This is a genomic window from Roseibium sediminicola (assembly GCF_023156505.1).
GTDB lineage: Bacteria > Pseudomonadota > Alphaproteobacteria > Rhizobiales > Stappiaceae > Roseibium > Roseibium sediminicola.
Map to the genome: position 1 here is coordinate 59,075 of NZ_JALNMJ010000011.1, position 14,214 is coordinate 73,288.

The following is a 14,214-nucleotide window of genomic DNA, read 5'->3' on the forward strand; positions in this document are numbered from 1 at the left end:
ACGGTCCTTTACGAGAAGCGGCGGTCGGTGAGTTTCCCTTGAGGGAGTTTCGGTCCATTTGCTTGCTCATTTGTTAGGATAGGCGGTCTTCAGGTCAGAAAACGATCAATTTTCCCGAGGGTTCGAGGGACCATTCCGCGAGAGAACAAAAAACGGATTGTTGTCCAGAAAGGCGTGCCAGCTGTCGTAGCTCAGGCTGCGATAGGGCACACAGGCATCGCTGCAGAGCAGAAGGTCCAGCCTAAGATCGAAGTCCGAAGCCGGGTCGAACAGGCTGGCATAGGCATAAAGCGCGTCTGCGGATTGCGCGCCTGGAACCGGTCCCGCATAGGCCTCGCCCAAGGCCTCGGGCGCAATGTCAGCCCAGCCTCCGGCTGGAAACCAGCGTGTTCCGCGGGGACCGCTGCCGTCGAGATCCCGTGGCGTTTCCGGCCCGAAGCCAAGAAGAAAACGCGCGCGGTCCTTGAGAGCGGCAGCCAGAGAAGCATCAATGGTTCCGGCCTGCCCCGCCAAGGCCATCAGGCTGATCCCGGCATGGCCGGTATCTTCAAAGCGTTGGTCCCGGATCCCTGACGGATCGAGACCTTTCTCCCTGTAATACGATTCCGGCCAGTAGCGCCAAAGGCTACCGTCAGCGTCCCGTTTCACTTCCTTCAGGAACCTGTCGAATATGGTATTCGCACGCAGGGTCAGGTTCTTATCCGGAAGGGCTCGCAGGAGCCCGGCAAAGGAGAGTTGCCAGTTCCAGGGCGCGACCTCGCCGGAGAAGCGAAAATCGATGTCCTCACGGATCCGGTAGAGGCCCGCTTCCACATCAAAATCGGGTTCAAAAGCCTCTGCCAGACAGCCTGCTGTCTGGCCGATCTGGTCTCGGAGACGGGCGGGACAGGCGGCGCCCAAATCCTTGCAGCCTTTGTGAAGCGCATTTGCGATCACCGCCTGATTGATCATCAGGCTGAGCCGGTCCTTGCCCTCGCCCGAATAGATCCTTGAGCTCCAGCCGCAGGCGGGCGTGGTTAGGCCTTCCCGATCGTTGGCACCGTCCTGCGCAGCGAGTGTCAGGGACATGGACTTCACCGCAAGATCGGCGAACGCGCTGACATCCGTCTTTTCGAACAGGCTTGCCAGAGCGCGCAGCCGATAGCTTTGATTCCAGCTTTGTAACCCCTCGGCATCCGAGGAACAGGCCCGGACTTCGCCGGCCTGCGCGAGCAGCAGCCCCTTCACGGCAAAATAGAAGTGCAGACCCGCCTCGGAACCGGACACCGTGGCGACCGCGATTTGCCCGTCGCTCTCAGCGCCTTTGGGCAAGGAAACGAATTCCGCTGTCTCGGAGCGGTTGACGGGCTTCTCGATTGCTCCGCCGTCCAGCTCGATCCTGTAGATCCCGTCGCCGCGACCGCGATCGCAGGACATCCTTGCCCAGACATGGTGCTTGTCGAACCGAAGCCGGGCCGGGACGCAGCCGTCGAAATTCACCAGTGTCACCGGCGCGGCCTCCTGCGTGGACCGGGTTTCCCGTGGCCACTTCTGAAGCCTGGATTGTTGTCCGGGAACATCGACCAGGAGAACGAAGTCCGAGCCGGTCGCGCGCAGCAGGCGCACCACATTGCCAGCGGGCCAGGAATATCTGACTGCGCCGTCTTCCAGCAGTTCGGTCTGCTTGTTACCGGTCTTGAAATGCCGCAACCAGACGAGCGCCCCGTCCCGGGTGGCCTGAAGGGTTCCGAGCCTCGCACCGGTTCCGTCAAGATCCATGTCCGAAGGCGCGCCGTTGAGCGTGATCAACGGGATGTCGTCGCCTGGCGACTTGGCAACGACGAGCGTGTTAGGTCCTGCCCTGGACACTTTCTCCACGCAGAGACCGGCGACGCCGTTCTTCCGCACCAGACCCGACTCCAGGTCAATGCTTGTTCCCTGTGCCGGTAGCACCAGGCGATCCATGTCCTCACGGGCTGTCGCCGCCGTGCCTTCAAGACAAAGGCAGGCTGCGACGAGGGCAAGAGTGATTTGTTTTCTTGTCATTCTCTTCGCCCGGATCAGAAGTTGAAATAGATGAACTCGGTCAGCTCCGCGAGACGATAGGTCTGCACGAGCGCCACCGCGAAGAGCACCGAAACGGCGGCCGCCCAGCCCGCGGTCGGTTGCCAGCGCACCGGCAGGAACCCTTCCGATCTGCGCTGCTTCAGCAGCTTTTTCAGGCCGAGCACCGGATTGTATTTCTCGGTGAACTCGATCGCGTTCGGCAGCAGGAAGACGATGGCCGCAAGGCAAATCATTCCTGCCCAGATGGACGCCGTGCCGGTCAGCAGGTTTTCCCAGAGCCGGGGTTCATAGACGGTCGACAGGCCAGTCATGCCGGTGAGGATGTTGCTTGCCCCGGAGAAGCTCTCGGCGCGGAAGAACACCCAGGCGACAACCACGGCAACAAGCGTCAGGGCACGGGCCAGCAGGTTGGCGGCAACCGGCGGCAACAGCGACGGCACATAGCCCTTGCCGACCAGCGCCGACCAGCCATGGTTGATGGCCAGGTAGGCCCCGTGCAAACCGCCCCAGAAGACGAAGGTCCAGCTGGCGCCGTGCCAGAGGCCGCCGAGCAGCATGGTGACCATCAGGTTGGCATAGCGGCGCACCGGTCCTGAGCGATTGCCACCGAGCGGGATATAGAGATAGTCCCGCAGGAAATGCGACAGGGTGATGTGCCAGCGCCGCCAGAAATCCGAAATGCTGGTGGCCTTGTAGGGCGAGTTGAAATTCACCGGCAGGCGGATACCGAATAGCCGCGCAAGCCCTAGCGCCATGTCGCAATAGCCGGAAAAGTCGAAATAGAGCTGGAACGAATAGGCCAGTGCCCCGATCCAGGCGGCTTCGAACGGCACGCCGGTGGTGGTTTCGGCCAGGTTGAAGACACCATTGGCATAGGGTGCGATTCCGTCGGCCAGCACGATCTTCTTGAACAGACCAATCGCGAACAGGGTGCCGCCTACCGCAAGGTTCAGCACCAGCCTGCTCCGGAAGACCGGCAGCCGGAACTGCGGGATGGTCTCCTTCTGCATCACGATCGGTCCTGCGATCAGCTGCGGAAAGAACACCACGAACAGCATGTAGCGTGCAAAGTCGCACTGCTCGATGTCGCCCTTGTAGGTGTCGATCAGGAACGAGATCTGCTGGAAGGTGAAGAAGGAGATCGCCAGCGGCAGCACCAGATGCAACAGCGGAATATCTGCGCCCGCGATGAGATTGGCGTTGCCGATGAAGAAATCGGCATATTTGAAGACCGCGATCAGGGCGAGATTGAAGACGATGCCTGTGATCAGGATGAAGCGATCGCGCACCTGCCGAAGCACCCGGTGAAAGCCGTAATTGATCACCACCGAGCCAAGCAGCAACGGCAGATAGACCGGCGTCCACCAGGCATAGAACACCAGCGAGGCGATGGTCAGCCACCAGATGATGCCGTTTTCCCATCCCCAGTGCCGAAGCAGCAGATAGCCGAGCAGAACCGGCGGCAGAAACAGGTAGATGAATTCCAGGGAACTGAAAACCATGGGTCAGCCCTCCTTTGACGGGGTCGGGAGCGGCGCTTTCCGCTCGATCGTGGTGAGGTTCGCTTCGTCCTGGCCCTTCAGGTCCTTCAGCAGGCTGGTGCTGCCCTGGTGCCCGCGGTCCGCCCCCTTGCGGGCCAACTCCATAGCCCGTGTCCGGTCCTGCGGGACCAGCTTGCCTTCGGCATAGAGGCGGCCGAGCTCTTCCATGGAGCCCGGATGGCCGGTGGCAACACCGCGTTCCAGAAAGTCGACGGCGTCTTCGGGGGCGAGATCATATTGGCCCTTGAGATGGAGACGGGCGAGTGCTGTCAGGGCGCCGCCATGATCGGCCTTCGCCGCAAGACGCAGCCAGGTCAATGCCTCTTCGATCTGGCCTTCATCCGGCGTTCCAGCCAGGACCATCCGGGCAAGGTCGTGCATGGCGCCGGCATCGCCAAGATCCGCGGAACGCAGGAACCACTCGCGCGCAAGGGCCTTGTCCGGCTCCATGAATTCGCCGTCGCGATAGATGCGGCCGAGCGTCTTGGCCGCGCTTGCCGAGCCATCGCGGGCCTTCTTTTCTAGTCCCGCCATGGCGCGCTCCGCCCAGAAGCGGGCCTTCTCCGGTTTCCGTGTCAGGCCGTACCGGCCGGTCTTCAGGATGCGGGCAAAGTTGATTGTCGAGGACGGATACCCGGCAATGGCAGCCTGCTCATAGTGGTGAAAGGCGGCCGTCAGATCCCGTTCGGTGCCGACACCGCGCTCGTAATGCTTGGCCAGCTGCACATGGGCTTTGGGGTAGTCCCAGGCGAGCGCCTTTTGAAACCATTGCAACGCGATCTCGGCGCATTTTTCGCCGGAGGAGCGCTGGAACAGGCGGCCGAGCTCATAGGCCGTTTCCCCCCTGAAGGCGAAGGAATACCGGACCGCTTCCATGAAGATCAGACGGGCCTGGTCAAGGTCCGCTTCCACGCCCCAACCGTTCTTGTAGGCCCGGCCGAGATGGTAGAGGGCCACCGGATGCCCGTCATTGGCGAGCTGTGTCAGGATGTCGGCTGCCGCGTCCCAGCGGCCGACCTTCTGGAGGCCGCGCGCCTGTTTGAGCATTTCCTCGATGGTCGGGTCGATCCGCTCGGATTTCACGGACCTGGACGGGGCTTCGGAGGTCAGGGCGACCGCGCCGGCCACACTGAAGACGGCCCCGAGCAGAAGGTATTTCCAGGGACGAAGAGTTGATTTGGTGCGGGTCATCTCAGCATCCCCCTGTTTGTTTGACCGTCGGAAGCTCCGCCTGCGATGACGCCTGTCATGACGGTCGCGACCAGCGCGCCGAGGACAATGCCCGAAGGGCAAATCTGGATTTCGTCGAGGCTGGTGGATCGCTTAGCCATTGGAGTGCCTCCACAGTCTGCAGGACGTTCCTTCCAGCAGTTCAAGGGTGCCGTCCTGATGGGTTTGAGTGACGTCTTCGTCGACGGCCGGGCAGGCCAGCAAGCCGCGCCGCTTCCGGGCGGTGACGGTTTCTGCCGAGGACGGATCGATCAGCTGCTGCAATTCGCCAACGATCTTGCGGGCCGGGTCCGAACCGAAATGATAGGCGTCGGTGAAATTCACGAGATCCCGCGTGAAGGCCGTGTCGTAGTCGAGATCGACCACCGGCGCGAGCGTCGCCAGCCGTTCGCGGAACTTGTGATTGGCACCTGTCAGGCCGAAATCGGAGATGCGGCGCTGCATCTCGGAAATCGTCGGCGGGATCAGGAAGAACAGGTCGACGTCATTGTCCGCGCACCAGGCCGCGATTTCCTCGACCATGGCCCAAAGGTCGCCCGATTGCTTGAAGCGGCGCCAATCGGCGGCGCCGTTGGTGCCGACCTGTTTGGCAAAGAGTTGCGGCAGGTCGCGCTCGATGGTGATGTCCGGCCAGAAACCGGCCCAGTGCCCGAGGCCGAGCCCGTGACCGCGGTAGACGGTTGGCAGGACGAGCGCACCTTTCGGCGTTTTCAGAGCACATTCTTCGCAGAGACTCGGATCAAGCAGGGCCTCGACGGAGAGCGTTTCAAGGGCGCCGAATTCCGCGGCCTTCGCACTTTGAACCGGATGGAACGACAGGTTATCGACAACGTGACCGAGGGCCGGGTACCTGTCCGTCAGCAGGCTCCAGCCGGTCTTGGCGACAAACCAGTTGGTGTAGTAGCCGAAGGGATCGTCCGCCAGCGCGATGGCCTCCGGCACCCGGTTCATGCCGCCCTTGAAGCGGGCATCCATGGACCTGAGGGGCAGACTGACGATCAGGGTGTCGAGGTCGGCGGTCTCCTGAAGGTATTTGAACGTGTCGTAGATCTCGTAAACCGTGGCGCCGCCATAAGCGAAGTTGTAGACGTCGTTGCGGCCGAGTTCCTGCCAGTACCTGTCCTGCAGCGCCCGGGCGCGGCTGTCGCCGAGAATGACCGTCGACGCCTTGATGCGCGGATATTCGATCATCTTGTAGAGCGGGTAGTGCGCCTTGACACTGATCTCCTCCTTGTTGAGATCGAGATCGACCCAGCGATTGTGATCGTAGGCGTCGACCAACAGGTTGAAGGCAACAGGTGCAAGCGCCGCCAGCGCGGTCAGGGCGAGTGCTGCCGTATAGAGCTTTGGCTTCAGTCTCATCGGATGGCCCCTTGAAGGTCATGTATTGAGCCAGGAGAAACAAGAAGCACGCCAGATGCCGTCGTACTGAAATATCTAATTAAAACAGCTACTTGCTCAGGGAATTCTGTTTTGCGAAAGCCGAAGCCTTCCGAATTTCGAAGTCACGGTTTGCAAAATTGGAAAGCGGTGTCGGATCTCAGGCGGGCAGCCCGAGAACGACCGAGATCAGCCCGGCGCTGGGCGGATCGATCAGGCCGGCCATCAGGCAGACGCCCAAAAACAGCATCGTGACGTAGAGCAATGTCAGGTAGCTCGCCATCCAGTTCTGCAGCGTCGCGATCAGCCCGTCGCCCTCGCCGGCACGCTGGTCCCCCCGGTTGGACCAGCGCTGTTTGGACAGGCGGAAGATGCAGTAGACCTTCACGGAGGCATTGATCAGCTGATTGAAATAGAGAATGAACGGATAGCTGAGATCGACCTTGCGCGCATACTGGTAGAGAAACAGCGACAGCAGCATCCGGGTGATGCAGATGAAGACCACGTAGCCGAACACGTAATAGGGATCGAACAGCACCGAGGTCGACAGGGCGAGCACCGGGCTGACCAGCATGGTCCACATGGACACCCGCTGATCCAGCAGGCACCACCAGATGAAGAACGGCATGCGTCCCGGGCCAAGCGCCAGGGCGCGCGAGCCGTTGCGCAGCATGTTGCCTGACCAGCGCCGGAAATTCTGCACCATCCGGTCCATGCCGGAGCCTTCGATCACTTCCACCGTGTAGCCCATGGCGTCGGGCACATAGAGCATTCGGCAGCCGGATTGCAGCATGTAGTACCAGGTGCTCTTGTCGTCGCCGGAGAGAAAACGGAACTTGCCCCAGAGCCAGTGCTCGAGATGGTCGGCTTCCAGCAGGCGGATGAACTTGAGTTTCACCAGGTGATTGGCGCGAAACACGGACATGCGGCCTGTCAGGGTCAGGACCCGGCCCGACAGGGAGTGGGACTGCATCGCCAGCCGGCGCTGGGCAAAGCGCATGGTCAGCCAGTTGGCTATCCAGCGCGGTCCGATGCACAGCACTTCCTCGTCGGTGGTACAGGCCTGCAGGTCCGGGTAAAGCTTGAACAGCGGCAGACAGGCACCGACGGCGTTTTTCGCCAGGATGAAGTCGCCGTCCATGAAGATGATCAGGTCATCGTCCTCGACTTCGCCGCGGCTCATGGCCCTCAGGACCAGGCCGATGGCGAGCCTCTTGCCCGGCTGGTTCTGGCGCACGACATGGAGCGTGACGTCGAGATCCGACCATTCCCTGGTCAAGAGGTTGGAAATCAGGTCTTCGTCATACCGGTCGCCCGAGCCGAGCCAGATGGTGCCGGGCACGCCGGCATCGCGGATTTCCCGGCAGATCGAGCGGATGACCTTTTCCGTGATGTCCCGGTGTTCCTTGTAGGTGGTCATCATGAAATGCAGATGCCGGGGCCGCCAGCCCTCTTCCCAGACCTTGCGGCCGGCATCGCGCATGGACGGATAGACAAAGCGGCCGTAGATCCAGGCCCGAACGGCATGGGTGAACCACCAGCCATAGCGCCAGATGCCGAGGATCCCGATCACGAAGGTAATCTGGCGCGTCGCGGGGCTGTAAAAGACGTTTTCGAAGGTGGTCAGGCCGATGAAACAGACGCCGAAATAGAGCGTGATCTGGAACAGGGCAAACGGTGTCCACTTGGCCCAGCCCTTTGGCTGATCCGTGATTTCATCGACGTCATAGGCACGCGAAGACCTGTCCGGATCCATCAGAATGCCTCCAGCAGCTGCTCGGCCGTGCGCCAAACCAGATTGTTCCGGTGACGCTCGAAATAGACCACGACGGGCGTGCCGCTTGGCGGCAAGTCAGCGCCGAGCGGTGCCAGGACAACCTGGGCCGAGCGCGCGTCCGGGGCGCGGAAGCGATAGGTTTCCGAGATCTCGTCGACAAATCCGGCAGTGCGGTCGATCATGCTGACCTCTGCCTCCTGCCAGCGGCCTTCGGCGGGCAGATAGAGCTTCGCCCTTGTGCCGATGCGCACCTGCAGCACCTCTTCCTGAGTGAGGAATGCCTGCACGGTTTCCGCGCCGGTTTCTTCGAGCACGAAGAGCGGTTCACCCTGTTTGACTGCGACCCCTGCCGGGTTAGGCGCATCGACAATCCGCCCGTTCAAGGGGGAGACGACCGTCTGCTTCGAGGTCTTGCCCGACAGGCTCGCGACCACCTCTTTCTGGTGATCCTTCTCGGCTTTCAGTCGTGCTGACCGGGCCTCCATCTCCGCCAGCCGGCCGGCGAAGGCATTGCCGGTGAAAAGCCGAATGCTGTCGCCACCGGCAATCAGCTCCTTCAGCTCCTCGATATGGATTTTCTTGCGCTCCAATTCGGAAACAAGCGATTCCAGTTCCAGTTCCGCAGCCTCAAGATCATCCGCACGCACAAGTCCTTTCGTGGACAGGTCCCGCATCCGCTGAACCTTCAAAAGAGCATTGTCCCGGGCAAGCTCCATGCCCACCAGCTGGGATTCCGCCTGGCGGACATTGTTGCGCGCCACCAGCGCATAGCCCTCGGACTTGCGCCTTTCCTCGGAGAGCAGCGTTTCGGTCTCGGCCAGTTCGGCCGTCGTCGAGGCGAGAACGGCTCGGGCCCGGCGCAGGTCCGCGCCATGATCGGTGTCCTCCAACTCTGCCAGCACCTGCCCAACTGTGATCTTGTCTCCTAGCCGGACAAGGTTTTCCGACACAATGCCGGTCACTGGCGCTGTAACGGTCAGCCGCTCGGCGGCGACGACCGCGCTCTGGACTTCCAGCCGGAACAGTGTCGCGAAGATGTAAACGCCGACATAGCCGAACACCACTGCGCCCAGCGCGAAATAGAACAGCGTCATCACGATCTGTTTCACCGGCCAGCGCCGGACCGGCATAGCTTCGACCGGGTTGGGATCGGGTTTGATCGGCACCGGCGTTACCGGCGTGTCGATGCGCACGATCGTGTCGGCGACATCGGTCATCTTGCCGCGAACCAGATCCTCGATGAAATGCTGCATCAACGCGGTTTCACGTTCGCCGAGCTCGGTGAAGCTAAAGGCAACCTCGCCGCTCGCCGCATCGACACGGACAACCGTGGCCTCTGTCTTCAGCGTGATGTTGAAACCCTGGAAGGGCAGCGTACACAACAGCGTGTGGGTCGTGCCGGAGGCCGGAAGATTGTCCGAAAGCCCTGCGAGCCGGCAGCCGCCGAGGCCCCAGTCCGCGGCCGTGAAGGTGCGCTCCCCGAGCGTGACGCGCATCGGCGCCGCCACCCGGTAGTGCAGCCTTTGGCTGGGTCTTTCGTGAATGATCTCCACAGAAGCAGGTCCTGAATACATGTCGACACCGCGACAGTTGCAAACTTGATGCCACCCGAAGGGAGAGTCTCAGGTGACGGTTCCAGGCCGGCAGAAAGAGATAAGTCATTGAAATAATTCGTCTCACTCGGCGCGAGATTCGAATAGTTGCAAAATGGGAAGAAACGCGGGCGCTCCGCAAGGGTGTCGCATTTCCAAAAATGCAAAAAGCGGAAGGCCGGCTGAACGGAAACCGGGGTCGCATTTTGCAAAAGCGACCCCGGCGAGACCGATCAGAACAGGAAACAGTTGCTTTCGTACAGGGCTTCGATGCTCTGCGTGCCGACATTGTGCAAGGTGCAGACGTCCTTGTAGGTGCCGTCGCCGTTAAGGTCGACCGACAGGGTCGTGTCGTCGTGCAAGGCAATGGCCTGCAAGCGGCCGAGGAAGCTCTGGTTGTCCAGCTGCCCAGCCAGATGGCTAAAATCGAGCAGATCGGTTCCGATCTCGAAATCGAGGATGTCATCGGTCCCGCTCAGGTCGTAAGTCCTGAAGACAAACGTGTCCGCGCCTGCGCCACCGGTCAGCGTGTCGGCTCCCTGAAGGCTGCGGATCTGATCATCACCGGCACCGCCGTCGATCACGTTGACACCCTTCGAGCCTTTCAGGATGTCGTTGCCGCCACCGGAGGTGATGTTGTCGATGAATTTCAGCGTGTCCGTGCCGATCTCCAGGCCATGGGCGCGCTTGTTGTGGAGCGAGACCGACAGGTCTACGTCAAAGGCGGAGTAGTCGACCGTGTCGGTGCCCTGGCCGCCATGCATCATGTCGTTGCCGGCATCGCCGAAGAACGTGTCGTCTCCGTGACCGCCATAAAGCTGGTCGTCCTGGTGACCGCCATGAAGCTGGTCATTGCCGGCACCACCCTTCAGAACGTCCGCGCCATAACCGCCGAACAGCACGTCGTCTCCGGACCCGCCGATCAGCGTGTCATCGTCATGACCGCCGTCGAGCGTGTCGTTGCCGGTGCCGCCGTTCAGCGTGTCGTCACCGCTGTCGCCATAAAGGGCATCGTTGCCGTTGTTGCCGTTCAGCAAGTCATCCTGTTGGCCACCGTAAAGCGTGTCGTCGCCCGAGTTGCCGTAGAGCTTGTCAGAGCCGGACCCGCCATGAAGCGCATCGTTGCCGCTGCCGCCATGCAGGTCGTCATGACCATTGTTGCCATAAAGCTGGTCGTTGCCGGACCGGCCGTGCAGTTCATCCGCACCGTCGCCGCCGAAAAGCGTGTCATTGTCGCTGCGCACAACAACAGAGGTGTTTTCGCCGGCGCCAGTTTCGGGATCCCTTCCCCCGGTTTCCTGCGTGTAATGCGCGTTGAGCAACAGCGCATTGGCGATACCGATGTCCACCGTGAAGACGCTGTCGTCGAAATCCCGGTCACCGCCATTGAACAGATCCTCGAAGCCGAGCGTGATTGTGCCGGCATCTGTCTTCAAGACACCCGTTGTGTGCAGGATCCCGTCCGGATTGAGCGCCACCGTGTCGCCATAGGCGGCGGTGTGATACGGGTCGGTCCGGATCATCGTCTTCGCGCTATCCGGCGCGATGTGGTAGAGCCGCGGCGCGGTGCTGTCGAGCGTCGCTACCGAGCCGTCGGCGTTCAGAAACTGCAGCGTGCCATTTTCCATGTCGAGGCCGGCATAGCCGTTGTTGCGGCTGTAGCCGTTCGAGATGATGAAAAAGGCAATCTTGTCGCCGGACTGGACGTCGAGATATTCACGCGACTGTCCCTGGATCAGATCGCCGCCGCTGCCCTGCAGCGAGGCGTTCGGCCAGATGAACCGAACATCCGTGATCATGCCGTCATCGGCGACCTTGTAATAGCCGAACGTATTGCGATAGCCGGCGGTCTCGCCTTCGAATACGACCGAGACGGGATAGTTGTCGGCAATCTCGACGGAGGTAATCTGGACCAGGGCCGGACCGCCGGAACCATAGAGAATGTCATCACCGCTGTTGCCGTGGAGAATATCGTCGCCGGTGCCGCCCCAGACTTCGTCATTACCGTTGTGGCCGGAGAGAATGTCGTCGCCGAACCGGCCGGACATGACATCCGACAGACTGGTACCGTTCAGCACGTCATCATCATGCGTCCCGATCACGGGATGTGTTGCTGGCAAACTTGCCATGTCTTGTACTCCTTTGCTGCTGCGCGTGTGCGCATTTCAGCCAGGGCAGTGCAAGGCAAGGGCCAGAGGCACATCGAATGACAGCCGAAATTTTCATTTGAAAATCAATATCTAAAATAGAGGCTGACAACACATGTGCGTCGGTAACTTCTCAATTCGGAAGCGATCTTCCCATAATGCAAATGCGCGTTTTGAGCCTTGGGACGCGCCCATTTCAACTCGGCCTCGCGAAAGCCAGGGAAACGACTGAACAGACAAGCGAAGCGAGCGCTCGAGCGCTGCGTCTTGCCCAGCCTTGAAACGACGCCGGCCGAATTCAGCGCCTCTACAGGGAGTTTTACCAATTTCATTTTCTACAAGGCGTTGCCAAATAGCTGTTTTTAGACTTATATTGAATGAACATTCAAACAATATGTGAGAGTGGGGACAGACATGAAGTGGAATTCGCGCAACATTGCTCCACCGGAAAACTGGGACCGGAGCGGCCTTCCGGCCTGGAGCTATCACAGCGACGCCTTCCTGGAACTGGAGAAGGAACACGTCTTCCGGACCCATTGGCTGATTGCCTGCCACATCTCCGACGTGCCGGGACCGGGCGACTATTTCACCTTCGACGCGGTCGGCGAGCGCGCGGTCATCGTGCGCGGCACCGACGGCGTTTTGCGCGGCTTTCACAACATCTGCCGCCACCGGGGCAGCCGGGTGGTCGCCGACGAGAAGGGCACCTGCAAAAACGCGCTGATCTGCCCGTTCCACGGCTGGGTCTACAATCTCGACGGCACCCTGCGCGGCGCGGCGCGGCCGAACTCCTTCCCCGAACTTGATAAAAATGAATTCGGCCTGATCCCGCTCGAGCTCGAGACCTGGATGGGCTTTGTCTATATCCGCTTCAAGAAGGGGCCGCAGCCCTCCGTCGCGGAGATGATGCAGCCCTTCGCCGAAGAAGCCGCGCTTTACAAGATGGAAGAATTGCTGCCGGCCAGCGGCGTTACCGACATGATTTCCGAGGTCAACTGGAAGTCCGTGCGCGACGTCGACAATGAGGGTTATCACGTGCCGATGGCCCATCCCGCCCTGCAGGATCTTTACGGCGCAGCCTATTACGACGAGCCCTGGGTCGGCGGCACGACCCGGTCCTTCGCCACGTTCAATCCCCATGCCGGGCGGCTCTGGAGCGTGCGCAACTACATCAACCTGCAGCCGGAAACGACCCATCTGCCGGAGCACCTGCAAAAGGCCTGGGGCTATTATGGCCTGTTCCCGTCCAACGTCATCATCTTCATGCCGGAAGCGATCCAGTTCTACAACGAGGTGCCGCTCTCGACCGGCCAGACGCTCTTGCGCGGCGCCAGCTACAAATACCCCTGGGAATCCCGCCGGCAGCGCGCCACCCGCTACCTGATCGACCGCATCGACCGGGCCACAATCGAGGAAGACGTCCAGCTGACGATCTGGTCCAATGAGGCCATGAAGTCCAAATCCTTCGCCGGCTTCTACCTCTCCGACCTGGAATACGGCGTGAAGACCTACCACGACCAGCTGCGCCAGGTGTTGCCGGTATTGACCCTGAAGGATGAGCCGGAAGAAGCCAGGCTGGCGGAGATCAATGCGGAGATGCTGGCGGCGAAGGCCGAAAAGGCAGGCCAACAGGCTGCCGAATGACGGGATGGCCGCGCCCACCCCACGGGAGCGGCCGCCTGAAGCCCGCATCCTTCAGGATGCGGGCTTTTCTTCAACCGCGCGCCACTGCGCCAAAGTGTGACATTTGGGAAGCCGACTGCACCACCTGCAAAGGCGGCGGCACAGACCGACTTCAGCCTTCGAAAATCCGCTTTCTCGCGTTCTCGACATGATTGCGCATCGCCAGCCGTGCCGCTTCCGGATCAGCTGCCTTGATGGCATCAAAAATGCGGTAATGCTCTGACTGAACCAGCTTCATGCGCGTCTGCGGCTTGGTCAGCGACAGGTTACGGGTGAGGTTCATCCCGGTGAGGATGTTCGATTGCATGGAGGACCGGGCAGCCGCGAAATACTTGTTGTCGGCGGCATCGCAGATCGCGACATGAAAGGCCTCATCGGCGGCCACACCCAGCTCTCCTTCCCGGATGCAGCGATCAAGCTCCTCCAGGGCGCTGCGCATTTCGGCGAGATCCGCATCGGTGCGGCGTTGCGCAGCGAAAAACGCAGCCTCACCTTCAATCGCGGCGCGAAATTCAAAGGTCCGTTGAATGTCGGCGATCGAGCCAACCGGAGCAAAATCGCGCACCGCGCCTTCGGGCCGCCTTTTGACAAAAGAGCCGGACCCCTGCCGGGAAACGATGACGTCGTCTTCACGCAATTGCTTCAGGGCCTGGCGCAGCACCGGCCGCGATATTCCAAATTCGTTGCAAAGATCCTGTTCCGTCGGCAACTTGCCGCCAACCGGAATGTCGCCATCCACGATCTTGGCGAGAATGTTTTCATAGGCACGGTCGGACAAGGTCCGGTCACGCATATAACCGTCGCTCGCCACCGCCTTG

The 14,214-nt window shown here is 61.0% G+C and carries 10 protein-coding genes; 1 reads left to right on the forward strand and 9 read right to left on the reverse strand.

The window, feature by feature from the left end; all coding sequences use genetic code 11:
- Positions 1-105: 105 nt before the first annotated feature.
- From M0H32_RS16230 to M0H32_RS16265, 8 genes are all read right to left on the reverse strand, one after another.
- Complete coding sequence (locus tag M0H32_RS16230; RefSeq protein ID WP_248155864.1) at positions 106-2,025, reverse strand: hypothetical protein; 1,920 nt, start codon at positions 2,023-2,025, stop codon at positions 106-108.
- Between the two features lie 14 nt (positions 2,026-2,039).
- Entirely contained in the window at positions 2,040-3,548 is a 1,509-nt protein-coding gene (locus tag M0H32_RS16235) for an MBOAT family O-acyltransferase (protein WP_248155866.1), read from the reverse strand.
- Between the two features lie 3 nt (positions 3,549-3,551).
- Complete coding sequence (locus M0H32_RS16240) at positions 3,552-4,778, reverse strand: tetratricopeptide repeat protein (RefSeq protein WP_248155869.1); 1,227 nt, start codon at positions 4,776-4,778, stop codon at positions 3,552-3,554.
- Entirely contained in the window at positions 4,775-4,918 is a 144-nt protein-coding gene (locus tag M0H32_RS16245) for a hypothetical protein (protein ID WP_248155871.1), read from the reverse strand. The genes M0H32_RS16240 and M0H32_RS16245 overlap by 4 nt, the downstream gene beginning before the upstream one ends.
- Positions 4,911-6,179, reverse strand: coding sequence for a hypothetical protein (locus M0H32_RS16250; RefSeq protein WP_248155873.1), 1,269 nt, complete (start codon positions 6,177-6,179; stop codon positions 4,911-4,913). The genes M0H32_RS16245 and M0H32_RS16250 overlap by 8 nt, the downstream gene beginning before the upstream one ends.
- A 178-nt stretch (positions 6,180-6,357) precedes the next feature.
- A complete protein-coding gene (locus M0H32_RS16255; RefSeq protein ID WP_248155875.1) occupies positions 6,358-7,953 on the reverse strand; it encodes a glycosyltransferase in 1,596 nt (531 codons plus the stop codon).
- Positions 7,953-9,548 (reverse strand): HlyD family efflux transporter periplasmic adaptor subunit, encoded by a 1,596-nt coding sequence (locus M0H32_RS16260; protein WP_248155877.1) that lies wholly within the window; start codon positions 9,546-9,548, stop codon positions 7,953-7,955. Before M0H32_RS16260 ends, M0H32_RS16255 begins: the two co-directional genes overlap by 1 nt.
- A gap of 251 nt (positions 9,549-9,799) precedes the next feature.
- Positions 9,800-11,695: a DUF4114 domain-containing protein gene (locus tag M0H32_RS16265; protein ID WP_248155879.1), complete on the reverse strand. Its 1,896-nt coding sequence runs from the start codon at positions 11,693-11,695 to the stop codon at positions 9,800-9,802.
- 432 nt (positions 11,696-12,127) lie between these two features.
- On the opposite strand from M0H32_RS16265, the gene M0H32_RS16270 reads away from it, so the two are divergent.
- Positions 12,128-13,357 (forward strand): aromatic ring-hydroxylating oxygenase subunit alpha, encoded by a 1,230-nt coding sequence (locus tag M0H32_RS16270; protein ID WP_248155881.1) that lies wholly within the window; start codon positions 12,128-12,130, stop codon positions 13,355-13,357.
- 151 nt (positions 13,358-13,508) lie between these two features.
- Here M0H32_RS16270 and M0H32_RS16275 read toward each other — a convergent pair whose 3' ends face one another.
- Positions 13,509-14,189, reverse strand: coding sequence for a FadR/GntR family transcriptional regulator (locus tag M0H32_RS16275; protein ID WP_248155883.1), 681 nt, complete (start codon positions 14,187-14,189; stop codon positions 13,509-13,511).
- Positions 14,190-14,214 lie beyond the last annotated feature (25 nt).